The 24,285-nt window shown below is 37.9% G+C and carries 23 protein-coding genes; 4 read left to right on the top strand and 19 right to left on the bottom strand.

Annotation, left to right across the window (positions count from 1 at the left end):
* The 4 genes from F6K54_RS42970 to F6K54_RS17360 all read right to left on the bottom strand — a co-directional run.
* On the bottom strand, positions 1–58 hold a 58-nt coding region (locus F6K54_RS42970; RefSeq protein WP_366558154.1), incomplete at its 3' end, for a helix-turn-helix domain-containing protein.
* A 340-nt stretch (positions 59–398) separates the two neighbouring features.
* Positions 399–632, bottom strand: a complete 234-nt coding sequence (locus tag F6K54_RS17370; protein ID WP_293079683.1) for a hypothetical protein — start codon at positions 630–632, stop codon at positions 399–401.
* Positions 633–764: 132 nt separating this feature from the next.
* Positions 765–974, bottom strand: a complete 210-nt coding sequence (locus F6K54_RS17365; RefSeq protein ID WP_293079681.1) for a hypothetical protein — start codon at positions 972–974, stop codon at positions 765–767.
* Between the two features lie 70 nt (positions 975–1,044).
* Positions 1,045–1,740: a hypothetical protein gene (locus F6K54_RS17360; protein WP_293079678.1), complete on the bottom strand. Its 696-nt coding sequence runs from the start codon at positions 1,738–1,740 to the stop codon at positions 1,045–1,047.
* A gap of 161 nt (positions 1,741–1,901) precedes the next feature.
* Here F6K54_RS17360 and F6K54_RS17355 point away from each other — a divergent pair, with 161 nt between their 5' ends.
* The gene (locus F6K54_RS17355; RefSeq protein ID WP_293079675.1) at positions 1,902–2,030 is read left to right on the top strand and encodes a hypothetical protein; all 129 of its coding nucleotides are present in this window, start codon (positions 1,902–1,904) and stop codon (positions 2,028–2,030) included.
* A 435-nt stretch (positions 2,031–2,465) separates the two neighbouring features.
* Here the strand turns inward: F6K54_RS17355 and F6K54_RS43795 are convergent, their stop codons facing one another.
* Positions 2,466–3,206: an RNA-guided endonuclease TnpB family protein gene (locus F6K54_RS43795; protein WP_375341977.1), complete on the bottom strand. Its 741-nt coding sequence runs from the start codon at positions 3,204–3,206 to the stop codon at positions 2,466–2,468.
* Between the two features lie 221 nt (positions 3,207–3,427).
* Positions 3,428–3,757, bottom strand: a complete 330-nt coding sequence (locus F6K54_RS43790) for an RNA-guided endonuclease InsQ/TnpB family protein (protein WP_375341976.1) — start codon at positions 3,755–3,757, stop codon at positions 3,428–3,430.
* Positions 3,758–3,908: 151 nt separating this feature from the next.
* On the opposite strand from F6K54_RS43790, the gene acs reads away from it, so the two are divergent.
* Positions 3,909–5,876, top strand: a complete 1,968-nt coding sequence (acs, locus tag F6K54_RS17345) for an acetate--CoA ligase (RefSeq protein ID WP_293079671.1) — start codon at positions 3,909–3,911, stop codon at positions 5,874–5,876.
* Positions 5,877–6,627: 751 nt separating this feature from the next.
* On the opposite strand, the gene F6K54_RS17340 is transcribed toward acs, so the two are convergent.
* The 5 genes from F6K54_RS17340 to F6K54_RS17320 form a co-directional block, all read right to left on the bottom strand.
* Positions 6,628–7,881, bottom strand: a complete 1,254-nt coding sequence (locus tag F6K54_RS17340; RefSeq protein WP_293079668.1) for a caspase family protein — start codon at positions 7,879–7,881, stop codon at positions 6,628–6,630.
* A 344-nt stretch (positions 7,882–8,225) separates the two neighbouring features.
* On the bottom strand, positions 8,226–8,612 hold the full coding sequence (locus F6K54_RS17335) for a type II toxin-antitoxin system death-on-curing family toxin (protein ID WP_293079665.1): 387 nt from the start codon (positions 8,610–8,612) through the stop codon (positions 8,226–8,228).
* Positions 8,609–8,851 (bottom strand): hypothetical protein, encoded by a 243-nt coding sequence (locus F6K54_RS17330; protein WP_293079662.1) that lies wholly within the window; start codon positions 8,849–8,851, stop codon positions 8,609–8,611. The genes F6K54_RS17335 and F6K54_RS17330 overlap by 4 nt, the downstream gene beginning before the upstream one ends.
* Before the next feature lie 163 nt (positions 8,852–9,014).
* Positions 9,015–10,202 carry a clostripain-related cysteine peptidase gene (locus F6K54_RS17325; protein WP_293079659.1) on the bottom strand — a complete coding sequence of 396 codons (1,188 nt, stop codon included), beginning with the start codon at positions 10,200–10,202 and terminating at the stop codon, positions 9,015–9,017.
* Between the two features lie 361 nt (positions 10,203–10,563).
* On the bottom strand, positions 10,564–13,596 hold the full coding sequence (locus F6K54_RS17320; RefSeq protein ID WP_293079656.1) for a tetratricopeptide repeat protein: 3,033 nt from the start codon (positions 13,594–13,596) through the stop codon (positions 10,564–10,566).
* Positions 13,597–13,910: 314 nt separating this feature from the next.
* Between F6K54_RS17320 and F6K54_RS17315 the strand changes: the two genes are divergently transcribed.
* Positions 13,911–14,150 (top strand): type II toxin-antitoxin system HicB family antitoxin, encoded by a 240-nt coding sequence (locus F6K54_RS17315; protein WP_293079653.1) that lies wholly within the window; start codon positions 13,911–13,913, stop codon positions 14,148–14,150.
* Between the two features lie 55 nt (positions 14,151–14,205).
* Here the strand turns inward: F6K54_RS17315 and F6K54_RS17310 are convergent, their stop codons facing one another.
* The 7 genes from F6K54_RS17310 to F6K54_RS17280 form a co-directional block, all read right to left on the bottom strand.
* Complete coding sequence (locus F6K54_RS17310; RefSeq protein WP_293079650.1) at positions 14,206–14,424, bottom strand: antitoxin family protein; 219 nt, start codon at positions 14,422–14,424, stop codon at positions 14,206–14,208.
* 560 nt (positions 14,425–14,984) lie between these two features.
* Entirely contained in the window at positions 14,985–18,056 is a 3,072-nt protein-coding gene (locus F6K54_RS17305) for a tetratricopeptide repeat protein (protein ID WP_293079647.1), read from the bottom strand.
* Between the two features lie 922 nt (positions 18,057–18,978).
* Positions 18,979–19,320 (bottom strand): XisI protein, encoded by a 342-nt coding sequence (locus F6K54_RS17300; protein ID WP_293079644.1) that lies wholly within the window; start codon positions 19,318–19,320, stop codon positions 18,979–18,981.
* Positions 19,278–19,745, bottom strand: coding sequence for a XisH family protein (locus tag F6K54_RS17295; protein ID WP_293079641.1), 468 nt, complete (start codon positions 19,743–19,745; stop codon positions 19,278–19,280). Before F6K54_RS17295 ends, F6K54_RS17300 begins: the two co-directional genes overlap by 43 nt.
* 6 nt (positions 19,746–19,751) lie before the next feature.
* A complete protein-coding gene (locus tag F6K54_RS17290) occupies positions 19,752–20,123 on the bottom strand; it encodes a hypothetical protein (protein WP_293079638.1) in 372 nt (123 codons plus the stop codon).
* 207 nt (positions 20,124–20,330) lie between these two features.
* Entirely contained in the window at positions 20,331–20,516 is a 186-nt protein-coding gene (locus F6K54_RS17285; RefSeq protein ID WP_293079635.1) for an antitoxin family protein, read from the bottom strand.
* 142 nt (positions 20,517–20,658) lie between these two features.
* A complete protein-coding gene (locus F6K54_RS17280) occupies positions 20,659–21,987 on the bottom strand; it encodes an O-antigen ligase (protein ID WP_293079633.1) in 1,329 nt (442 codons plus the stop codon).
* 497 nt (positions 21,988–22,484) lie between these two features.
* On the opposite strand from F6K54_RS17280, the gene F6K54_RS17275 reads away from it, so the two are divergent.
* Positions 22,485–23,291: an MOSC domain-containing protein gene (locus F6K54_RS17275; protein ID WP_293079631.1), complete on the top strand. Its 807-nt coding sequence runs from the start codon at positions 22,485–22,487 to the stop codon at positions 23,289–23,291.
* A 488-nt stretch (positions 23,292–23,779) separates the two neighbouring features.
* On the opposite strand, the gene F6K54_RS17270 is transcribed toward F6K54_RS17275, so the two are convergent.
* Complete coding sequence (locus tag F6K54_RS17270; protein WP_293079630.1) at positions 23,780–24,025, bottom strand: hypothetical protein; 246 nt, start codon at positions 24,023–24,025, stop codon at positions 23,780–23,782.
* Positions 24,026–24,285: the final 260 nt, after the last annotated feature.

The raw sequence follows: 24,285 nt of genomic DNA, 5'->3' as shown, positions 1-24,285 counted from the left end.
CTAATCTGGTTTTTTGTCCCGGTGTTGGATAAATACGATACTTAAATCTAGCTTTCATAAACTGGCTTCTTAAATAAGAATATGATAATATATTTTTTGAATAAAAACCAATTTAAAATTCGCCCTAGAAGGGCGAAGCTTTAGACCCAATTTTTAGGTAATTCTGTAAAATTGCTCATAAAAATCTCCATTTTAGGTGTGACATTTTTTGTCATATAGCAGTAGCTATAGCTGTTGGAACAATCTAAGGAAAGGGAGCGGATATATCAAAAGCTGAAAAATCAAACAACGCCAAATTTTCCCTTATTCCTTCTGCTTATAGAACATATCAAAAGCCTAAAACCTAGAGTGTTGGATGATTTTAACTTCTGCTTTTGAGCCAAGTGTCTCTTGATTTTTCACAAGCGATCGCTCTTCATTTCCATCACCAAATATAAAGGCGATCGCTCATATAGCAATGGAAGGAAAGAGCGCGGACATATCAAAAGCTTAAAACTCAGACAACGCCTGTGTTTCCCTCTTCCTTCTTCTTTCTTCCTTCTTCTTTCTTCCTTTTTCTTTGTGCTATAATTCCTTAAATTTATAGTTGAGTCATTGTTGCTGTTTCTCCAATTATTTATAGCGAATTTCATCTCAGTCAGGTACAGTACAAGCGGGCAAGATGCCCGCACTACAAAGATTTCAACGTTAATACTTGCACCTCTTATGGGAGGAATTTGCTGTATTTTTGACTTTTGACTTTGGTCTTTTGACTTGTTGGAAACTTATGAATTGATTGGTAACTTTTCACTTAATTCCTCTTCATCTTCACCCCATTTTTCCAGCCAATCTCCATCAATATTTTCCACGTATAAATTGACATGATTGATTCCCCAAGTTAGTCGGTCTTCTTGTAATTGTTGAGCCGCTTGGAGAGCGTGCCAAACTTTTTCTAAACGTTCTTTATTTGACAGAGTTTCGCTAATTGTTACCATGTATCCTGCCTAGTATTAAAATGTGTAGTTTGATGTGCAAGTTGAAATGTAATAGAAATTTGCTCAATTCCTATCTAAAACAAAATTTAATATATTTAGCTTCAGTTAAATGTCTGCTGTTATGCAGAACAAGATTTACTAATTGAATAACTGAGCGGTCCTGTCCAGGATTATAACTAACAAAGATACCTCTTCTAATTTTCCATTGCTGTAGTGTACTTTTCCATTCATTATACTTATCATTACATAATTCTCCGGACATAGTAGTAAGTTGAACACACAGAGGCTTACCTGTGCTACTACTCACAATTACATCTGTTGCCATAGACAAATCTGCGATATAACGATGAACAACACACCCGTCACGACTTTTTATCTGACGAGCGACAGATTTTAGTATATCGGCATCTTCTTGATTAAATTCTCCCGATCTTAACTTTTGTTTCCAGATATAAAATTTACGGTCATTTTCATTAAACCATTTTGGAAAAAGATTTTCATACCAGTACCTTACTGGTGATGGAAGATGACTTAAAAATAGTTGCCTTTCTTCATTTGTTAAGGATTGCAATTTTAACCAAAATTCTCCATCCTTAATTAATTCTAACAAAAATCCTACTAAGACTCCTTTCTGCATTAACAAGCCTGGCCTAATATCCTTAATCCAGCGTGTTACTTCATCTAACCTCTGGGCTAACGCAGGTTCAGTTGACCAGGCAAGACGGCTAAGTTGTTTTAGCTTAGGCTCGATTTCTCTTGCTTGCAATCATCCTCCTACATTAAGACCCGTCTTAGACTTTGTAAAAAAGTTTTTTTATATAGCAGGGAACAGGGAACAGGGAACAGGGAATAGGGGCAAAAGCTTTGCTCTATCTCAAGTTCATTATCAATCTATGTCCTAACCAACTGGTTCCTTACTATATCACATTGAATATTGTAGCTCCTGATGAACAATATGAAGAGTTAAGCATTAGGAAATTATCGCCCCTTCGGGCTAAGGAGTCAGGAGTCAGGAGTCAGGAGTCAGAAGTCAGAATCAATCAGAATGTTTTTTGAATTTTCTTGATGAGGTCTTTGCCGATATTGGGTTAAATACTCCATATTCTACCAGTTGACAGAAATAGGTTGATATTCTAACTCCCATCCTAATTTCTCTCCTGACTTATGGCTCCTGTATTATGACTTCTTCTTCAAAACTGCTCAAAATATTTCTACTATCGAGATTAAAATACTATTACCTATTGACTAATTTCTTTCTAAATGGTATCTATTCTTGGATAAAAGACATAAGGGTATTACCGAAAAATTCAGGTATAAAGCCTCTCCATAGCCTTGCGATCGCAATAGGCTGACCGCTGAGGTGCTGACTGCTATTTCAATTTATAAGAAGAGGTAATTCTAAATTCTAAATTCTAAATTCTAAATTCTAAATTCTTGAACCCCTACAAATCTGAAACTGAGCTTAAAAAAATTGACATCCTCCCGACGCTGCTATACGCGAGACAGCCCGGGATTCCCTAGCATCACTGTTAGAGACTTTCTGTTTCTTAGCACCCGCCTTCCGAGATTTACTCCCTTCAGGTCTAAAAGCGCGCTCCACAGACTGACACTGCGAGTCCCGCAGCCTTCGAGCGTGGGCGTTCCCTTGCGTCTGACGCCGACGCGGGTTCCCATCCGCAAAATGTTTATCGAAGCGTTTATGTCCCTGTCATGGTGAGCTGCACATTCAGGACAATCCCACTCTCTAATATTTAGAGGCAATTTTTCCACTATATGACCACAATTAGAGCAACGCTTAGAAGAAGGGAAATATCTGTCAATCTTGATTAATTTCCGTCCATACCATTCTGCTTTGTATTCTAATTGCCTAACTAATTCGGACCAACTGGCATCACTACCCACCCCTCTTGCTCCCCTCCCGGGAGGGGATGGGGGTGGGTTGTGATTCTTGACCATATTCTTTACTGCTAAATCCTCAACCACTATCGTTTGGTTTTCTCTGATTAGTTGAGTAGTCAGCTTATGGGTATAATCAAGCCTTGAATCTTTAATTTTTGCGTATATCTTGGCTACTTTCAGCCTAGCCTTTTGGTAGTTATTTGATCCTTTAGTTTTCCTAGATAGAGACTTTTGAGCTAACCTCAGTTTTTTGTGTAATTTGTTTATATTTTTAGGGTTAGTAACTTTTTCTCCATCACTGGTAGTAACTAAACTGGTAATTCCGCGCGTCAATACCAACTTGTTTGGTTACTGAGTTCAGCTTTAAATCTCTAGGGTCATTGACTCTCAGAGACACTGACCATCTGCCGGAGGGGTCAAGTTTTACGGTAATTGTACTTGGTACACAGCTTTGGGGTATTTGCCTACTCCATCTGATCGGTAATGGTTCACCACATTTAGCTAGATAGACTTGACCATCTTTCCACTTAAATGCGGACTTTGTAAATTCAGCACTACCACCCGGCGCGCTTTTTCTTAAAGTTGGGATATTTGGCACATCCACTAAAGAAGTTGGTAAAAGCTGTTTGTAGATGTCTTAAACCTTGCTGTAATGGAACACTGCTAACTTCTGTGAGGAAATCTAAATCTTCCTGCTTTTTCCAGTTGGTAAGCATGGTGGAAGTTTGCTTATACCCTACTCGTTCTTTGTTTTCATACCAAGCTTGAGTTCTAGCCGCTAAAGCTTTGTTGTATATGAGGCGCACACAACCCAAAGTCCTCCGCAACAAGTTTTCTTGCTCTGGAGTTGGGTAGAACCTAAATTTGTACGCTTTTTCGACCATCTACTGTTTACTTGTTTAATAACTAAATTATAGCATATTATATGTAAAACTGCAACATTAATTGGTTTTCCCATACGACCCTCCCCTGCAGGAGAGCGCGGGTCTTCAACCAACGTTGAGATAACTATTTGTAGTTACTACTAATAAAAAAATGTCACAACCGACTATTGAATCAATCCTACAAGAAAAACGCCTTTTTCCCCCACCTACAGAATTTGCTCAAAAAGCACATATCAAAAGTATAGAAGAATATAAACAACTCTACGAAAAGGCCAAGGCTGACCCAGAAGGATTTTGGGCAGAACTAGCTGAAACAGAATTAGACTGGTTCCAGAAATGGGACAAAGTACTCGACTGGCAACCACCTTTTGTTAAATGGTTTGTTAATGGCAAAATTAACATTTCCTATAACTGTCTCGACCGTCATCTTACCACCTGGCGACGTAACAAAGCAGCTCTCATCTGGGAAGGAGAACCCGGAGACTCTCGTACCCTTACCTATGCCCAACTGCATCGGGAAGTTTGCCAGATGGCTAACGTTTTCAAACAATTGGGAGTGAAAAAAGGCGATCGCGTGGGTATTTATATGCCGATGATTCCCGAAGCAGCCATTGCTATGTTGGCCTGTGCAAGAATAGGCGCTCCCCACACTGTTGTTTTTGGGGGTTTTAGCGCCGAAGCTCTCAAAGATAGACTGGTTGATGCTGAGGCTAAGTTAGTAGTGACTGCCGATGGTGGTTGGCGCAAAGATGCTATTGTTCCTCTCAAAGAACAAGTAGACAAAGCTCTAGTCGCAGGTGCCCCCACTGTGGAAAATGTGCTAGTGGTTAAACGCACTGCCCAACAAATTCATATGGAACCTGGGCGCGACCATTGGTGGCACGATGTCCAAAAAGGTGCTTCTGGGGAATGTCCGGCGGAACCGATGGATAGTGAAGATATGCTATTTATTCTGTACACCAGTGGCACCACTGGCAAACCTAAAGGTGTTGTACACACTACAGGGGGTTATAACCTCTATACTCATGTCACTAATAAATGGGCGTTTGACTTGCAAGACACAGATGTATATTGGTGTACTGCCGATGTAGGTTGGATTACTGGTCATAGTTATATTGTCTATGGTCCTCTTTCCAATGGTGCTACTAGCCTGATGTATGAAGGCGCGCCAAGAGCTTCTAATCCTGGTTGTCTGTGGGATGTGGTAGAAAAATATGGCGTTACTATTTTCTATACTGCTCCTACTGCTATCCGAGCATTGATGAAAATGGGAGAACATCATCCTAATTCTAGAAATCTTACTTCTTTGCGGTTGTTAGGAACAGTGGGAGAACCAATCAACCCTGAAGCTTGGATTTGGTATAACCGTGTTATTGGTGGCGATCGCTGTCCGATAGTTGATACTTGGTGGCAAACTGAAACTGGTGGGTTTATGATTACTCCTTTACCTGGTGCTACTTCGACTAAACCTGGTTCGGCGACTTTGCCTTTCCCTGGCATTATTGCTGATATTGTTAATCAGGAAGGTGAGTCTGTGGATGGTAATAATGGTGGTTATTTGGTGGTTAAGCATCCTTGGCCGGGAATGATGCGGACTGTTTATGGAGATGACGACCGTTTCCGTCGTACTTATTGGGAATATTTACGTCCGAAGAGTGGAGAATATATTTATTTTGCTGGTGATGGTGCTCACAGAGACGAGGATGGTTATTTTTGGGTGATGGGCCGTGTTGATGATGTGATTAATGTGGCTGGTCATCGTTTGGGTACTATGGAGGTAGAGTCGGCATTGGTGTCTCACCCTGCTGTTGCTGAGGCGGCAGTTGTTGGTAAACCTGATGAGGTTAAGGGTGAGGAGATTGTGGCTTTTGTGACTTTAGAAGGCGATCGCGAAGCAAGTGAGGTTTTGGAGAAGGAGTTGAAGCAGCACGTTGTTCAGGAGATTGGAGCGATCGCTCGTCCTGGTGAGATTTGCTTTACTGAGGATTTGCCTAAAACTCGTTCTGGTAAGATTATGCGGAGGTTGTTACGGTCTCTGGCGGCAGGTCAGGAAATTGCTGGGGATACTTCAACCTTACAAGACCGGAGTGTATTAGATAAGTTACGGGGTGGAGCTTAGGAAAGTCAAAAGTCAAAAGTCAAAAGTTAGAAGTTAGAAGTTAGAAGTTAGAAGTGAGTGTGTAATTCTGAGGTTTCCTGCGGTGCTTTTCTAGTGCGGAATAATTTCCGCACACATCGTCTTCAGAATTTAAGACACACTTCATTACGGTCAGAAGTTACAGCAGGTTCCACCTTGGTGAGGTACACCCCGAAGCGAGCAAGATGCTCGCACTGGGAACATTTAATTTTTCATATCTGTACTTCATATACTTGGAATTTGCTGTATATCATGTGCGGATAATTAGCGATAGAACTCCGTTCCGCTTACGCGAACAAAAAAAACTGGTGGTGGTGTATTGTAATGGTCATGCATTGCATTATTTTTGTTACGAGAACAGTGGGAGCATCTTGCTCCCGTGCCAAGCATCCCTTGTTCCTTGTATACCATTACACGAGCAGGACTGGTGATGGTGCATTGTCATGGTCGTGCATTGCATTATTTTTGTTACGAGGTATGGCAGTGGGAGCATCTTGCTCCCGTGCCAAGTATCCCTTGTTCCTTGTATACCATTACGCGAGCAGAACTACCAAAAAACTTTCTCTTTCTTCTTCTTTCCTCCCTCCTGACTTCCCCTCCTGGGAGGGGTTAGGGGTGGGTTTACTCCTGACTTCTGACTCCTTATTGGGTGTGTTGAAGCGACCCTTTAAATTTGCAATAGAAATCTGGCGAGCATCAAAAATCAAATCAATTATCGTGCATAAATCATCAATTATTTCCCCCTATTCCCTACTCCCTCTTTTCCAGAGAGGTCTAATAGAGAACCAGGCTTAACAATACTTTTACCTTTAACTGTTGCAGTTCCTAATAAACCATCACGAGATTCAAAAATTAATTTAGCAGCAGATTTTTCTTTGGAATTTACAACATTAAATATAGCACCTGTTGTTAATTCAGCGATTTTTTTGACATCTAGCCCTCCTAACCAAATTTGAGCTTTATCGCCCTTAATTTCTGTAACTACTGCATTAGCAACAGGACTGGAATTTTCAGTCAAATATATAGCTTGACTATCTAATTTAGTACCTGTCTTAACTTCATAAAGTGGATTCTGTTTTAACCTAGCAGGAATTTGTCGATTAACATAAGCGATCGCCTCTTCTGGTGTAGCTGTTTCTTGCCATAAATATAGTGTGAATAAATAACTAAAAATTCCAGCATGAAAATCAAGAATTTTCACATCTTTAGCAGTTTGAAGTGGTTTGGCAGAAGCAAAAAAAATTCCTTTTGCTACACCACTTTGATAACCTTTCACAAATTCTTCCTCAGATATATTGAGGCGAGATAACCATTTTTCTTGATAAACTTTTTCTTGGGATACAATTTCTATTTTTTCTCCTCCTGCACGAGAACGAACTGTAAAATCTCTAGTAGTTATTCCCGAAAAACAACTATCAAGAATTCCGGTAAAGTTATCTGTCTTCAAAGCTGAAGTAAGTAAAAATAAAGTATGCCCCATAATATCATTAACAGTACCACCAACATTAGGATATCCTTGAGGCAAAGAACTATCTACCGGAACTAATGTACCACTTAAACCACTACCATCCATCAAAGAAGTTTTGACAATAGGATTAGGATCTTTGACGCGGGAACCATGACCGGAATAGTGAAAAACTGCCACATCTCCTGGTTTTGCTTGTTTAATTAAATGTTCTTCAAATGCTTCTAAAATACCTTGGCGAGTTGCTTGTTCATCAGTAATTATATAGATATCTTTTGGATTAAAACCAAAGCGGTGAATTAATAGATGACGTTGCATTTCTGTATCATTTACACAACCTCTTAAAGGGGATTTTTTATATTTATTAATTCCTACTAATAGAGCAAGTTTTCGTGGAGTACTTTGAGCTAATACTTTGCCATAATTTTCGGCTTGGGATAGAAATTTCAATTGACTTATGCCAAGGGTGGCAAGTATTGAACTAGCAAATTGGAAAAAGTTACGGCGGGAGATAGGAGACATTTTAAATAATTCCTTATTTCTAGGTTTTGTTAAAATTTTCAACTAATTTAAACTAAATACAGCATTCCACTTTAATGAGGTACACCCGTCGCGGGCAAGATGCCCGCACTACAATATTTTCACTATTCATCTTGTACATCATTTGTCCGAAATATGCTTTCATTAATGGATAATTGATAATTGATAATTGATAATTACTTCTGGTTAAAACCGAGAGGATTGAATATAATAAAATATTATTTCTTTTTTCCCCGATCAAGGGGAGGGTTTAAACCAGAATTATTTAATAATTAATAATTAAGAATTAATAATTCGGTAATTTAAACTAAATATTATTTTAATGCTTAAATTTCTAAAGAATTTTCTGCTAACCAGTTACCTAAAGATTCTTGATTTTCTTCTCCACTTGCTAGCTGTTCCATCATTTTTACAACTTCTGATTCGGGAACTTCTAGCATATAATTATTAACCAATAAAAAAGTTGTCATAACTGCAAAAGCTGTTCTTTTATTTCCATCAATAAACGGATGATTTTTAGCTAGACTATAACCGTAAGCTGCTGCAAGTTCAAATAAATTCGGTTGACTATAAGTAAATAAATGTCGAGGTCTGGCTAAACTGGCAGAAAGTAAATTTTCATCTCTAATTCCTGGACTTCCTCCATGTTGAATAATTTGGTCTGCATGAATAGCTTTAGCAATAATTTCGTCTATCCAAATAGGTTCTTTCATTTGGCTAACTCTCGCAAAGCATTTTTATATTTTTCACTAATTTTTTGATAAGCATTCATAGCTTTTTCAAAATTAGCTTCGTTAGTTTGATTAGTTTGTATTTCTTGAGTTTCAGAATCTTCTGGTACAAGAATAATAACTCGCACATTTGTAGGAGTATCTATTTCTAGAGGATGTTCTAAAATTAGATTGCCATTTTTATCAATTTTGCCGTTAGTTTCTATTGCTTTCATTAACATTAGCTAAATTATTTAGTGATTATTAGAAATATTCTAACATCAACTTGATAAATTAATCTGTAGGGTGTGTTAGCGATAGCGTAACGCACCTAAGCCTAAAATTAGATTTCCCTTATCGTCAATTTTTCCTTTTATTTCTATTGCTTTCATTAATTTCAACCCTTTAAATTTTAACTATCCTTCTGTATAAGTTGACTAGATCAACTTTTTGATATAAAGCAAGTGAACTATAGCGAGAAGTGTCCTTTTGAGTTTCTGGAAGATATAAACTCAGACCACATAATCTCTCTAAGTTTGTATTGTCACGAGGACTTACACCATAAAGTTCTCCCCCTATTTTATGGAAAGTAATCACCTTTTGACGCAGAAAATTAGTAAACTCAGTAAACTCTAGATATCCTTTCTTGCTCAAACTGGAGAGATAACCAAGAAATACAAGAGCATCACAACACTGCTCGCCAAAATAGGGAAAAATTGAGAGTTCTGATTGCCTGACAGATAGCAAATTGTTGTTGAGAATCAACTGAAGTAACCGTGAGAGTTTGTCTGGAATCAGCTTAACCTCTTCATTATCCACCAGAGTCAGAGTATGATACATATCAGCTCTTTCAGAATCCATAATAGCTATAGCTGCTTCACGTCCGCCAACAGATGGCTCTTGTAAACGATTGAGAAAACCCTCATAATAGTAATTTGGAGCCCCTAGAAGCAGTTGAGAAGCAAGAGTATACTTAGCACAATTCCTTGCTTCATACATAACCTCTAGTGTAGCTTTGTTGCAATTTTGCCAGAAAAGTAGCTCGACTCGTCCATTAACCCCTTGGTTAAAATTGCTAAGTACATTAGTTAACTTGTCTACTCTCATCCAGGTTCGTGTTTGATTAGTTGCTCCGTGGTCATCAGGACTAACTTCGTTAATCCTGCCACCATGACCTACAATAATAATAGCCCAATTTTCTGCCTCAAAATTTTTCTTTGCCCAATCAAGATAAGCGGAAAAAGCAGATACATCACTACTATCTTCTCCTTGTATATTAATTTCTTTAGTAGTCCCTTTTAGCAGCAGACGACGGCGCATTTTTTTGTCACCCCAATAGTCTGATTGAACAACTACAGCAACTTCTGAGTTTTGTGTACCACGAGTTAACATTTTAATTATTGGTTCACCAAAACGTACAAGATCGTTATCGTATGGCATCCAATACAATACTACCCAGTTATGAAATGATTTAGTCAGGGAAAAATTGGCAGTAGTAGAAAGAGCTAATTTTTGCTCTAAAGCACCAGCTAAACAAGCTGAACTCAGAGCAATATAACGACAAAATTTTCTACGCTTTATCATCATCATCATCTTGATATAATCAATAATATTATAGTTTCAGTTTCAAGGAAAATATGCAGTCAGTCTAGTAGGTTGGGTTAAGCGAGAGCGCAACCCAACAGATACCTATTTTTGTTAGGTGTTGTTGTTTATTCAAGCAATTTGTTGGGTTTCCGACCTCAACCCAACCTACATTGATAAATGTTCAAATTCAGTCAGAGATTAATTTTAACTCTTAACTTTTAACTTTTGATTTTTGACTTTTAACTTGATTTATTCTTACTTTTGACTTTTGACTTTTGACTTGATTTATTCTTACTTTTGACTTTTGACTTTTGACTTTTAACTTGATTTATTCTTACTTTTGACTTCTGACTTCAAACTTCTGACTTCATTTCCACTCTCCCTGAACAACAAATGGTGCCCAATAATAAGGTGCTTTCCAATTATCTGAACTCAACATTTCTAACTGAGTTTCCCTCATTGCCTCCACAGGATTTTTATCTATTTCTAACATTTTCTGATAATAATTTTTCATTAATTCAGCAGTCGAATTATCCTCCACACTCCATAAACTTACTACTACTCGTTTAGCTCCCGCATACATAAATCCTCTAGTTAAACTGACTAATCCTTCTCCTCTAATTTCTTCGCCGATTCCCGTTTGACAAGCACTTAATACTACCAATTCTGCTGGCATTTCTAAGTTAAATATATCGTTTAATTGTAAAAATCCTGGTTTTCCTTTACCAGTTTTGTCATACAAAGAAAGTACTAATCCTGATAATTCTGGTTGAGTTTCATTTAATAATCCGTGGGTGGCTAAATGTACTATTTGATATTGGGATAAACTGGGATTTATTGCGGTTTCTCGATTAGCATCGAAGTCTAAGGATAGTTGTTCTAAATTGTCAGGAACTAATGCTAATATTGCTTCAGCTTCTTGGCGAGTTCCTTCTAGACGATTGAATGATACACCTAGAAAATCTTCTAGAGAACGGGTTAATGCCATTGCAATTAAATCCTTAGTTTCAGTTTCATTTTTTGTCTGAGAAGCTGTTTGAAACCGGGGGTCGTTATCTTCAAATACTGGGTCAGCAAAAACGGCTACTTTTTTCGGGGCCGGGGTTCTGCCTTTGACTTGTTCTCTGAGAATAGCAATACTTGAAGCTGAGGGTAAGGTGACTATTTCATGGTTGACAATTAGGGGTTGATAGTTGGTTTGATTTAGATTTTGTGGTAGTGGTAAAGCTGCAAAAGGAATCGTCTGTAATATTCCATCTCCTACTATTAATAGTCGTTTATTTTCTAATTTATTTGCTACAGGCGACAATAATATTTCACTTAATTTATTTCCCGTTTCTGGTACTGGGGAAAGAGAGGTTATTTCTTCTCTAAATTGTTTAGCTAATTCTTCTATTTCCGCTCTTGAAGGTAGTTCATAACTGCTAATTTCTGTGGGAGTTACTAACCATAAATAACTACGGTCTTCTCCCAGAGAATATTGTAAAAGTATGCTTTCTTTGTCGATAACTTGTTGTTGAATTTCTGAAGCAGTGAGGGGGTCTGGATATTTGAGGTTGGCGTAACGAGGACTGCTTTGTTTGATTTTGACTTCTAATTGTTGGAGTTGGTTGCTGAGGGTTTCAATTTGTTGTTTGAGTTCGTCGAGGTTGTACCCTGGGGTGTTGAGTTGTCGTGCTTGATCTAAGGTGTTGAGTTTTTGCAGTAGTTGTTTTTCTTGAGCGAGGAGTTGGGGGTTTACCCCAGTTTTGATGTCGGCTCCTGATTCTGCTAGGATGTCTAGTAGACTTCTGGCGCGACTGCGTTCGCTGGCGTTTAATGCTTTGACATCGTAGCCTTTATTGGGGTTTTGTTTGTGGAGTATCATTAGGAGGTCGATGTAGAATTGATACTTATCTTGAACTGTGGCAAAGTAGGATGTCCGGAGGTCTTGAGCAACGATATTGGTCCTGAGGTCTTCAATTATTTCTATGGATTTTTCTATGAATGTTAGGCTTTCGGTGAAGTTGCCTTCGTTTCGTTTGAGCCTAGCGATATTAGAGAGAGTGGTTGCTTCCCCACCCCGATCACCTACTTGCTGAAGTATAGGTAAAGCTTGCTGGTAGTAATTGAGTGCTTTTTGTTTTTCTCCTAAGTCATTGTAGACATAACCAATATTATTGAGAGTGGTTGCTTCCACACCCCGATCTCTTACTTGCCGAAGTATAGGTAAAGCTTGATTAAAAAAATTGAGTGCTTTCTGTTTTTCTCCTAAACTATGGTAGACACCGCCAATATTATTGAGAGTAGTTGCTTCTCCACCACGATCTCCTACTTGCCGAAGTATAGGTAAAGCTTGCTGGTAGTACTTAAGTGCTTTTTGTTTTTCTCCTAAACTATGGTAGACACCGCCAATATTATTGAAAGTGCTTGCTTCCCTACTTTGATCCCCTACTTGCTGAAATAGAGGTAAAGCTTGCTGGTAGTACTTAAGTGCTTTTTGTTTTTCTCCTAAACTGTGGTAGACAGTGCCAATATTATTGAGAGTGTAAGCTTCCCTACTTTGATCACCTACTTCCTGAGATAAAGGTAAAGCTTGCTGGTAGTAATTGAGAGCTTTTTGTTTTTCTCCTAAGCTATAGTAGACACTGCCAATACCTATGAGAGTGGTTGCTTCCCCATGGCGATCGCCTACTTGCTGAGATAGAGGTAAAGCTTCTTGGTAGTACTTAAGTGCTTTTTGTTTTTCTCCTAAGCTATAGTAGACAAAGCCAATATTATTGAGAGTGGTTGCTTCCCCATCCTGATCGCCTACTTGCTGAGATAGAGGTAAAGCTTGCTGATAGTAACTGAGTGCTTTTTGCCTTTCTCCTAAATCATCGTATACACTGCCAATACCTGTTAGAGTGGCTGCTTTTCCACGGCGGTTGTCTACTTGCTCAAATAGGGTTAATGCTTGCTGGTAGTAATTGAGAGCTTTTTGTTTTTCTCCTAAGTTCTTGTAGACAATACCAATATTATTGAGAGTGGTTGCTTCTCCATCCTGATTGCCTACTTGCTGAAATATAGGTAAAGCTTGCTCGTAGTAATTGAGTGCTTTTTGTTTTTCTCCTAAGCTATCGTAGACACGACCAATACTAAGAAGTATAACTGCTTCCCAATTCAGGTTACCCGTTTTCTTTAATAATGGTAGTGCTTCTTTGAATTTAGCGACCGCCCTCCTCAAAGATTCTGCTGTACCCTGCTTAAATAGTTCAAGTCCCTGACTCAATAATCTTTCTGCCTCAGCACTCTTGTCTGTCTGAGCAATAACTTCTCCCCCATTGACAATATTAGGCCACATTAATACAGGAAAACTGACATTAAATAACATCAGACTATTAACACTGAGAATAGATAACCATTTCTTAGGAAAAACCATAAATTTAACCCTTTCCTAACAACTATAAATTTTCATCTATTATATTTCTAGTTTCAGGGAAGATATGCAATTTCAGTTATCAGTCATCAGTTATCAGTTATCAGTTATCAGCATAGAACTTTTAGTATAGTAGTTCTTTAACAGTTTTAGATCCCCCCCTGCCCCCCTTACAAAGGGGGGAGCCAACAAAAAGTCCGGGGGATTTAGGGGGATCGTAAATGTCTCAAACTTGCCAATATCTCCCTTGCTCGTTCCGTTGAGGTTAATCGTAAATTGGAAATGTTAAACACCATTGAAACACAGGAGTCAGAAGAATGAAATTACCTTATACCATCATTATTTTGTGGTCTGATGAAGATAACTGTTATCTGGTTCACTTGCCAGAATTTCCTTCTCAAAAATTTCATACTCACGGAAATTCTTATGAAGAGGCAGTAGAAAACGCTCGCGAAGTGTTAGAACTATTAGTAGAAGAATATCACCAAGAAGGTAAAAGCCTCCCAATACCTAAAAGTGTAGAAGAAACTCTTCAATTAGCTGAAACAGTCCAGTAAGGAACAACGCTCAAAAACCAAGCACTTGTATCTACAAAAATCATTGTCTATCTTGCTATAGATAAAGAATTAGATCGTGGTCTCTACCTGAAAATTCATCCTGCTCTCCTTCTAGGGGTAGTGAAGCGATCGCTGCTAAAATATCGACAGGTTTTTTCTGTTGAAAATTTGTTCCACTCTTAACAACAGTAATTTCAACTCGCGTTCCCTCTGGTAAATTTAGAGGTTTGGTTAACCGCAACACTCCTTGTTCATAAACTGCTTCTAGTATCATATTTATTTGTTATTTTTACTATAAATTCTATGTATCCACATAAATCATCAATTATTTCTCCCTGTTCCCTGTTCCCTATTCGCGAAATTTTCAGCATTCATTTCCCATAAATGTCCTAAAATTATATTATTCTGAGGAATACCTTGGTCAATTAAATCTTGAGTAATGCCGTGTTCTATGGGATATCCATTGTAAAACCTCCACTTTTTCTAAATCTACAACCAACAATTTCATAGGTAAATTATTAATTACTAATTCACCTTTTCAGTTATCAGTATAGCACTTTATCGTGGCAAGTCTGGATTAGGCTATAGGAATAACTTCACCCCAACAGATACCTATTTTTGTTAGGTGTTGTTGTTTATGCAAGCAATTTGTTGGGTTTTCGACCTCAACCAAACCTACATTGATAAATGTTCAAACTCAGTCAGAGATTAATTTTAACTCTTAACTTTTAACTTTTAACTTTTAACTTTATTTCTTCTTACTTTTGACTTTTGACTTTTGACTTTTGACTTTATTTCTTCTTACTTTTGACTTTTAACTTTTAACTTTTGACTTTATCTCCACTCACCCTGCACAACAAATGGTGCCCAATAATAAGGTGCTTTCCAATTATCTGAACTCAACATTTCTAACTGAGTTTCTCTCATCGCCTCCACAGGATTTTTACCTGTTTCTAATATTTTCTGATAATAATTTTGCATTAATTTAGAAGTTGAATTATCTTCCACACTCCATAAACTCACGACTACTCGTTTAGCTCCCGCATACATAAATCCTCTAGTTAAAGTCACTAACCCTTCCCCTCTTATTTCTTCTCCTATTCCTGTTTTACAAGCACTTAATACTACCAATTCTGCTGGCATTTCTAAGTTAAATATATCGTTTAATTGTAAAAATCCTGGTTTTCCTTTACCAGTTTCGTCATACAAAGAAAGCACTAATCCTGATAATTCTGGCTGGCTTTCATTTAATAGTCCGTGGGTAGCTAAATGTACTATTTGATATTGGGATAAATCGAGATTTATTGCGGTTTCTCTATTGGCATCAAAGTCTAATGATAGTTGTTTTAAATTATCAGGAACTAATGCTAATATTGCTTCAGCTTCTTGACGAGTTGCTTCTAGACGATTGAATGATGATCCGATAAAATCTTCTAGAGAACGAGTTAATGCCATTGCGGTTAAATTATTAGTTTCTGTTTCTTTTTTTGGTTGAGAAGCTATTTGAAATCTGGGGTCGTTATCTGCAAATACTGGGTCGGCAATAACAGCTACTTTTTTCGGAGCGGGGGTTCTGCCTTCGACTTGTTCTCTGAGAATAGAAATACTTGAAGATGAGGGTAAGGTGACAATTTCATGGTTGACAATTAGGGGTTGATAATCTTGACCCCCCTCATTCCCAGAGGTCAAAGGTAATGCTGCAAAAGGAATGGTCTGTAAGATGCCATCTCCTACTATTAATAATCGTTTATTTTCTAGTTTATTTGCTACAGGCGATAATAATATTTCACTTAATTTATTTCCGGTTTCAGGCACTGGGGAAAGGGATATTATTTCTTCTCGAAATTGTCTGGCTAATGTTTCTATTTCTGATTTTTTAGGTAATTCATAACTGCTAATTTCTGTGGGAGTTACTAACCATAAATAACTGCCTTCTTCTCCCAGAGAATATTGTAAAAGTATGGTATCTTTGTCGATGACTTGTTGTTGAATTTCTGAGGCAGTCAGAGGTTCTGGATATTTGAGATTGGCGTAACGAGGACTATTTTGTTTGATTTTTACTTCTAACTGTTGGAGTTCGTTGCTGAGGGTTTCAATTTGTTGTTTGAGTTCGTCGAAGTTGTATCCAGGAGTGTTAAGTTGTCGTGCTTGATCTAAGGTGTTGAGTTTTTGCAGTAGTTGTTTTTCTTGGGCGATGAGTTGGGGGGCTACTCCGGTTTTGATGTCGGCTCCTGATTCTGCTAAAATGTCTAGTAAACTTCTGGCGCGACTACGTTCGCTGACACTTAATGCTTTTCTGTCATAACCTTCGTCTGGGTTTTGTTTGTGAAGTTCCATGAGGAGATTGATGTAGAATTGATAGTAATTTTGAACTGTAGCAAAGTAGGATGTCCGGAGGTTTTGAGCAACGATCTTAGTCCGGAGGTCTTCAATTATTTCTAGGGATTTTTCTATAAAAGTGAGACTTTCTCGGAGCTTACCTTGGTCTCGTTTGAGCGAAGCAATATTATAGAGAGTAATTGCTTCCCCATCTCGATCGCCTACTTGCTGTTTTAGAGGTAAAGCCTGCTCGTAGTAATTGAGAGCTTTTTGTTTCTCTCCTAAGTTATTATAAGCAAGGCCAATATTATTGAAAGTGCTTGATTCCCCACCCCGATCGCCTACTTGCTGAAATAGAGGTAAAGCTTGCTGGAAGTAATTGAGTGCTTTTTGTGCTTCTCCTAACTCATTGTAGATAGTGCCAATATTATTAAGACTGCCCGCTTCCCCACTCGGATAAGCTATTTGCTGATTGATAGATAATACTTGCTGGTAATAATTGAGAGCTTTTTGTGTTTCTCCCAATTTATGGAAAATATGACCAATATTATTGAGAGCGATTCCTTCCCGGCGGCGATCGCCTACTTGCTCGAATAGAAGTAAAGCTTGCTCGTAGTAATTGAGAGCCTTTTCTGTTTCTCCTAAGTCATTATAGATATAACCAATATTATTGATAGTGACTGCTTCCCCACGGCGATCGCCTATTTCCTGTCTCAGAGGTAAAGCTTGCTCGTAGTAATTTAGAGCCTTCTGTTTTTCTCCTAAGTTATCGTAAACACGACCAATATTATTGAGAGTAATTGCTTCCCCACGGCGATCGCCTACTTCCCGTCTGAGAGGTAAAGCTTGCTCGTAATAATTGAGAGCCTTTTGTTTTTCTCCTAAGTTATTGTAAATATGACCGATACTATTGAGAGTAATTGCTTCCCCACGACGATCCTCTACTTCCCGTCTGAGAGGTAAAGCTTGCTCGTAGTAATTGAGAGCTTTTTGTTTTTTTCCTAAATCATTGTAGACACCACCAATATTATTAAGAGCGGCTGCTTCTCTAGCGCGATCACCTAGTTCCCGATATATAGGTAAAGCTTGTTCGAGGTAATTAAGTGCTGTTTGTTTTTCTCCTAAGCTATCGTAGACAGTGCCAATATTATTGAGAGTATTTGCTTCTCTAAGACGATCGTCAACTTCCCGAAATAGAGGTAAAGCTTGCTCGTAGTAATTGAGACCCTTTTGTATTTCTCCTAAGTTATGATATACACGACCAATACTAAGAAGTGTAACTGCTTCATTACCGAGGTTGCGAGTTTTCCTAAATAATGGTAGGGCTTTTTCCCAGAAGGCGATCGCTCCCCTGAAAGACTCTGCTGTACCCTGGTTATATAGTTCAACTCCCTGTTCATATAATTTTTCTGCCTCAGCATTGGCATCTATCTGAGCAATAACTTCTTCCCTATTGACAATATTAGGCCACATTAATACAGGAAAACTGACATTAAATAACATCAGACTATTAACACTGAGAATAGACAACCATTTCTTAGGAGAAACCATAAATTTAACCCTTTCCTCACAACTATAAATTTTCATCTATTATATTTCTAGTTTCCAGGAAGATATGCAATTTCAGTTATCAGTTATCAGTTATCAGTTATCAGTGCTTTATATTGTTTAAATTGATAATAAAAAAATTATACTTTGTAGGTTGGGTTGACGTTCGCGTAAGCGTTGCGGAGCAAAGGAAACCCAACAATTACCTTGTCTTTGTTGGGTGGCGTTCTCGCTTCACCCAACCTACAATATTATAACTGCCGATGGATATTGGCCCATATTTCTTAACAATTATCGTTCTAAGAGGCGATCGCCACCATTAAATCCTAAAATTCTAGCCATTACCTCCCCTATAGGAGTTATCGGTTCAATCATTGTTCCTTGAAGCTGAAAATGATTATTCCAACTATCAATTCGAGGGTTAAAAATCTCACTAATTCACCAGTTTGTTGAGAAATAGAACCCAAATCACTACCCTTATTTCAATTACAAAATGTACAAGCATAAGCAAGATTATCTGCTTCTGTTGCTCCTCCATGCTTAATACTAATTATATAGCAATTCTTTAATCTGTGAGGTACAGATATTCGATCCCCCCTAACCCCCCTTAAGAAGGGGGGAACTTCAAAGTCCCCCTTTTCAAGGTGGATTTAGGGGGATCGTAAGTGTACTTCGTCCAGCTTTCACTGAATCTCAAATCACCTAATTATTTAATTTCCAGAGTTAAAATTCCCGCCCCTTTATCTATAACTATTCGTACTGCATCTAACCAAAGAACACCTATCAATTTCTTCAGTAGAGATAGAATTTCTAGAAAATATTCTATTTTTTTTCAACCGAGAAGTTCTGATTAATTGTGTCATAATTTTTTTCAGAATAACCCTACTATTGTAGTATTAAAATTATAATTAGTGATTTGTCAAATTTGCTAATATCTCCTTAGCTCGTTCCGTTGCTGCTACTAATAATTTGACTCAACTTCCCTAAAATTTTCAGCATTCATTTCCCATAAATGCCCTAAAATTATATTATTCTGAGGAATACCTTGGTCGATTAAATCTTGAGTAATGCCGTGTTCTATACCATCATATTCAACATAAACTTTTCCCTCTCCTAAAGTAATATAAATAATATTTCCTCGGACTCGCTTACCTCTATTCCATCCCACTTGCATCAGAGCATAGCGATCGCTCTGTTCATCAAAAACAGTATCCAATCTAATATTTCCATGAGAAGGACGTAATTTAGCATATTTACCAATTACTTGTTTGACGATTTCTCTATAGGTCTTTGGGGTATCCATTCTAAAACCTCCACTTTTTCTAAATCTACAACCAACAATTTCATAGGCAAATTATTAATTACTAATTCACCAATAGATTCACTAAATATATTATTATAAGTAAAGCTACTAATAGCTAGATAAATTTCCCTAACTGGGTCAACTTCTTTGAGTAACAATTGATAAAGAATATACTGCCCAATAGCTTGTTCTAAATCTACTATTGGAGAATTACCTCTAAACTCCTTTATTTCAAGAGCAAGCTGGAAATTTCCTTGTTTAGCAGCAATCAAATTTCCATTATTAAACTCGTGACCCGTAGCAGCTAAATCTATAAACAAAAATCTTTCACCATAAGAAATTACATAGGGGTCATCTGTAATTTCCCAACCATCTTTAATAATGGCTTGCTTAACCAGATTATGAATAGAATCTCTAGCAGGCATTTCAAATTAGGTTTCCTGATTTTTCAAATTTGCCCATATCTCCCTACTTCTTTCCGTTGCTGCTGCTAATTCTGCTGCAGTTAACTCCTCTAATTCTTGTTGTTCTTCCCTAGATAATAATTGTTGATTATCCTGATTTTTGTGAAGCCTATTAATTAACTGTTGAAATTTCTCATATTGTGGCTGATAAAAAAATCTGTCTGGCACAAATCTCTGAATAACAATTAACGTATTTGTTTCTAGATTTGTTAATTGTTGTTCTAACTCATCTAATGCCTGACCAGGAGAAATTCCTAAAGCTTGTTTTTCTCCACAAATTGCCCGATAAGTTGTAGATTGATTAGGAGTTGATTCTTGAATAATTTCAATAGTATTCATGGTTAATAAAAAGTGATGAAAATTTTCTAGTTAATATATTGATATACCCTAGCTTTGATTAACCTTGTAGTAGCAGCTAGATAGCACGAGTCTGATGGAACAACACTAGAAAACCAAGCACTTGTATCTACAAAAATCATTGTCTCTCTTGCTCTGGATAAAGAATTTGATCGTGGTCTCTACCTGAAAATTCATCTTGCTCTCCCTCTAGGGGTAGTGAAGCGATTTGCTCCGCAACGCTGACGCGATCGCTGCTAAAATATCGGCAGGTTTTTGGTGTTGAAAATTTGTTCCGCTTTTAACAAGAGTAATTTCGACTCGCGTTCCCTCTGGTAAGTTTAAAGGTTGGGTTAACCGCAACACTCCTTGTTCGTAAACTGCTTCTAGTATCATAGTGATTTGTTATTTTGACCAAAAATTCTATGATTATGATAACATCAAAATGTAGGTTTTGCTATACAATACCGATGCTACCGGACATGATATAAACTATTCAACCGGGCATGATAACTTTTTCCTTCTTCCTTCTTCCTTCTTACTTCTTCCTTCTGCCAATTAACCCACAAATTGCAGCTAAAAGTAACCATCCTATGGTATTAACTCGTAAATCAAACAAACTCACATCAAACATATTAAATATAGTACAAGCAGCAAAAGCCACTAAATAACTAAAAAATATAAAACGGTCTCCTCTGGAATAAATTGATGACGAATTAATTAACAACAATACTGCCTTTGCCAATATCCAACCCACCCAAACAAACAAAAATAAAGCAGCAGGAATTCCAGTTTCTGCCGTTAGCATCAAGAATAAATTATGAGGATGACCAAGCCACATTTCCATCTGTGCTTCATACAAAGGAGTAAAATTCCGCAAACCCCAACCACTCCAAGGCTTTTCTAAAGTCATATTCCAAGCAAATTGCCATTGGGTGCTGCGTAGAATGGCAACAGGTCTGTCAAAATCTCGATCTGTGAGTCGTGCCCAAAAGTATTCCGGAACAATTACTCGTAACCATTCTTGCAAAGGTGCAGGGGCAAAAGCAGCTCCGAAGACAGTGGCAACTGCTGTCATTACTAACCATACTAACCAATGCCAACCAAGATAAATAGCATAAGCAAGACCAGCAAATACCACTAACCCCCAAGCATTGCGTGAATTTGTCAAAACCAAAGCAATGCCATTACTAATTATTGCCACTGTTAAAAAAACAAATTCTTGAGACGACTTACCATGAAAAATATTGAAGCGACTCCTTTTCCTGTTTGGATGTGCGCTCTCTGTCGTCACCCTGTTTCCAGATAAAAATTTCCATTTTTCAATCCACAACCCCAACCCTAGAATAAATACAACCGTCAAATAAATTGCTAGAATATTAGCGTACATAAATACTGAAGCTATTCTCCCTGGAGGGTTGCCTTGTGGTGCAAGTACCCAACCTAAAATAATTTGTAAACTCAGGGGGCCAGACCAATCCAAAAATAATTGTCCGAAACCTAAAATAACTACAGGCACTGAAGAGAGTACCATTACCCAAGAAAGTCGTTGCAGTTGAGATGGAGTTTGAATGAGAGTACTCAAGGCGGCAAATACTCCAAAAAATGGTAATAAATTAGCTAACCCTAAAAATGCTTCCTGGCGGTCTAATGCAAAAAATGTAGCGATCGCTAACCAGAAAGCAAGACCAGCTAAGGCTATATTGTGGGGACGGCGAATAATGTTGCGCCATTTTTGTTGCCAGGTGCTAATAACAGCAAAAATTAGAGTTAATGCACCTATAGTTGGTAATATAGGAAACAGTAATAGTCCTACTTGAGTGCATTTCCACTCTTTTTGTAAATAACGATGAGAATTATGATTCAATTTTTTTAGGTCTTATTCAATAATTGATAATTGATAATGGATAATTGATAATTACCTCTCCCTAAAAGGAAGAGGATTGAATAAAAGGAAAATATTTTCTTGTTTGTCCTTTAAAGGAGAGGATTTTTACCTTAATTATTCGGTAATAGAATATTTTAGTAATATAGCAATAGTAATTTCCAAAAAGCGTGAGGTAAAAAATTCTAGGTTTGAGGTAACAGTGAAACGCATAATGATATAAACTTATTCCTATATAATTTTTTCTAATTTCCCTATCTTGGTATGATAATATCATTTTGAAAAAATAATAAGGGTAATTAAAAGACACGCCCAGGAGATGTGCCTTTGACTACAAAGATAACTTACGACCTAATAAATGGTATTAAAGCTATTCCCATACGACTCCTGAGTTCCCCTCCTGGGAGGGGCGAGGGGTGGGTTGACTCCTAAGAAATAACCTAACTGTTTATAGCAAAGATTTATAAAATTGGTATAACATGAAATTAGCAACAGTCAAACAATTATTTATTCACCCAATAAAAGGGTTAACTCCTAAAAATTGCCAGGATTTTTTCCTCACTTCAGGACATGGCATTAAAGGCGATCGTGCTTTTGCTTTGATGTTTCTCGACTCTGATAACGATACTGCCAGACCAGAAATTGTACCTTGGATGAGTAAAAAGCATTTTGCAGTACAAAATGACTGGCCTGGGTTAGCTGCTTTGAATTGTGACTTTGACTCAACAACTGAATTTTTAACTGTGCGACGGCAGGGGGTTGAGTTGCTGAAGGCAAATACAAGTTTGTCTGAGGAACGCGACCGCATTAGTGTTTTTTTCACAGATTATTTGAACACTCTCACACCGAATAAAGGAGCGCGTCATCCTCAAAAAGCTCCTGTGCAGTTAGTGGGAAATGGTAATACAACTCGTTATCCCGACCGCGAAATTGTACATATTTCTATTATTAGTCAGGCAACTCTGGATGATTTAGGAGAAAAGGCAGGGAAGATATTAGATATACGGAGGTTTCGCCCTAATGTAGTTGTGGATGGCATGGATGCTTGGTCTGAGTTTGACTTGGTGGGAAAACAGTTACGCTTGGGTAATGCTAAAATTACTGTTACTGCTAAAATTGGGCGGTGTATGAATATTGAGGTCGATCCAGAAACAGGCGATCGCGATATACCTTTATTATCAGTGTTGAAAGAAAAATTTGGTCACGCTCACACAGGAGTATTGGCAACTGTTGATAGTGATGGGGGTGTAGCGGTTGGCGATATTTTGCAAGTTTTGAGTGATTAATTATAGCAGGGAACAGGGAACAGGGAACAGGGAACAGGGAACAGGGAACAGTAGGAAAAGCATTTCTTTGTCTAAGGTTCATTAACAGCATAAGTCAAACACCAACTCGTTCTTTGCTATAGCTAGATTTGTTACAACAACTCTAATTATGATAGTCTAAGTCAAAACTAATAGGAAGTTAAATTATGGAAAGTCAATTATCTGGCAGTTGGCAAGACTGGGTAGGAGTAGCAGGTTATGTTTTATTTGCAGGTTTTATTGTCTGGCGCGTACTTACAATGCCATCAAAGTGAGCGTTCTTTTCTGTTGGATTAATGCTATACTTGGCTGAAACTTCAGTTATCAAGTAATTAACACAGGTTTAATAACTTATTTCCGAGCTTATTAGCCAGTTAATGCTAATTATTCTGATGTTTGTCTCTCCCCCACTCCCTCACTCCCTTACTCCCCTACTTAAGAAAGTGTAGAAAAATTTTTGAGAAATGGTATTAGAAGCGATCGAAAGACACAGGCATCAATTGTTCGTGTCTGCTGTAAACAAAAGGTTTGTTATCATCAATACTAGACAAGACATATTCAAGACGAGTACCTTTTTGATTAGTATGTTTGATAATTCTACAGATTTTTCCAATCCATTCATACTCAATCAACATTACATAGTCGTTTACTTGAAAGCTCATAATATCGGTTTCCTCAACACTTACTTTTTTAATTATAGCAGTGAGCTCTGGCATATTTACCGAAAAATTGGGTTTAAAGCCTCGCCCTTGTAGGGCGACTTTTTATTTTATTTGTAAGTCAATTGAATATATGCTATAGTTTTATTAGTTGCCGGGGGGCACGCCTCCTCCGGAGGAGCTTCGCTAACGGAAACTCGTGCGCGGACGTGGAGGGAAGCGTTAGACTACCGCCAAGGAAGCAGCACCCTGTGTTAGCGACAGCTATGCGAAGCAAAGCGTCAACCCGCCGAGGAGCTATGGCTCAGTAGGAATCC

Source organism: Okeania sp. SIO3B5 (assembly GCF_010692555.1).
Classification (GTDB): Bacteria; Cyanobacteriota; Cyanobacteriia; order Cyanobacteriales; family Microcoleaceae; genus Okeania.
Note: the sequence above shows the minus strand (reverse complement) of the source record. Positions and strands in the feature narration are given on the sequence as shown.

Coding starts and splice junctions, on each gene's coding strand:
- F6K54_RS17325 (WP_293079659.1), bottom strand. CDS start 10,202: ATGATGATGATGATAAAGCGTAGAAAATTTTGTCGTTATATTGCTCTG.
- F6K54_RS17340 (WP_293079668.1), bottom strand. CDS start 7,881: ATGTCTCCTATCTCCCGCCGTAACTTTTTCCAATTTGCTAGTTCAATA.
- F6K54_RS17300 (WP_293079644.1), bottom strand. CDS start 19,320: ATGGATACCCCAAAGACCTATAGAGAAATCGTCAAACAAGTAATTGGT.
- F6K54_RS17290 (WP_293079638.1), bottom strand. CDS start 20,123: ATGAATACTATTGAAATTATTCAAGAATCAACTCCTAATCAATCTACA.
- F6K54_RS43790 (WP_375341976.1), bottom strand. CDS start 3,757: ATGGTCGAAAAAGCGTACAAATTTAGGTTCTACCCAACTCCAGAGCAA.
- F6K54_RS17315 (WP_293079653.1), top strand. CDS start 13,911: ATGAAATTACCTTATACCATCATTATTTTGTGGTCTGATGAAGATAAC.
- F6K54_RS17335 (WP_293079665.1), bottom strand. CDS start 8,612: ATGAAAGAACCTATTTGGATAGACGAAATTATTGCTAAAGCTATTCAT.
- F6K54_RS17370 (WP_293079683.1), bottom strand. CDS start 632: ATGAAATTCGCTATAAATAATTGGAGAAACAGCAACAATGACTCAACT.
- acs (WP_293079671.1), top strand. CDS start 3,909: ATGTCACAACCGACTATTGAATCAATCCTACAAGAAAAACGCCTTTTT.
- F6K54_RS17295 (WP_293079641.1), bottom strand. CDS start 19,745: ATGCCTGCTAGAGATTCTATTCATAATCTGGTTAAGCAAGCCATTATT.
- F6K54_RS17305 (WP_293079647.1), bottom strand. CDS start 18,056: ATGAAAATTTATAGTTGTGAGGAAAGGGTTAAATTTATGGTTTCTCCT.
- F6K54_RS17275 (WP_293079631.1), top strand. CDS start 22,485: ATGAAATTAGCAACAGTCAAACAATTATTTATTCACCCAATAAAAGGG.
- F6K54_RS17310 (WP_293079650.1), bottom strand. CDS start 14,424: ATGATACTAGAAGCAGTTTATGAACAAGGAGTGTTGCGGTTAACCAAA.
- F6K54_RS17270 (WP_293079630.1), bottom strand. CDS start 24,025: ATGCCAGAGCTCACTGCTATAATTAAAAAAGTAAGTGTTGAGGAAACC.
- F6K54_RS17330 (WP_293079662.1), bottom strand. CDS start 8,851: ATGTTAATGAAAGCAATAGAAACTAACGGCAAAATTGATAAAAATGGC.
- F6K54_RS17285 (WP_293079635.1), bottom strand. CDS start 20,516: ATGATACTAGAAGCAGTTTACGAACAAGGAGTGTTGCGGTTAACCCAA.
- F6K54_RS17365 (WP_293079681.1), bottom strand. CDS start 974: ATGGTAACAATTAGCGAAACTCTGTCAAATAAAGAACGTTTAGAAAAA.
- F6K54_RS17320 (WP_293079656.1), bottom strand. CDS start 13,596: ATGGTTTTTCCTAAGAAATGGTTATCTATTCTCAGTGTTAATAGTCTG.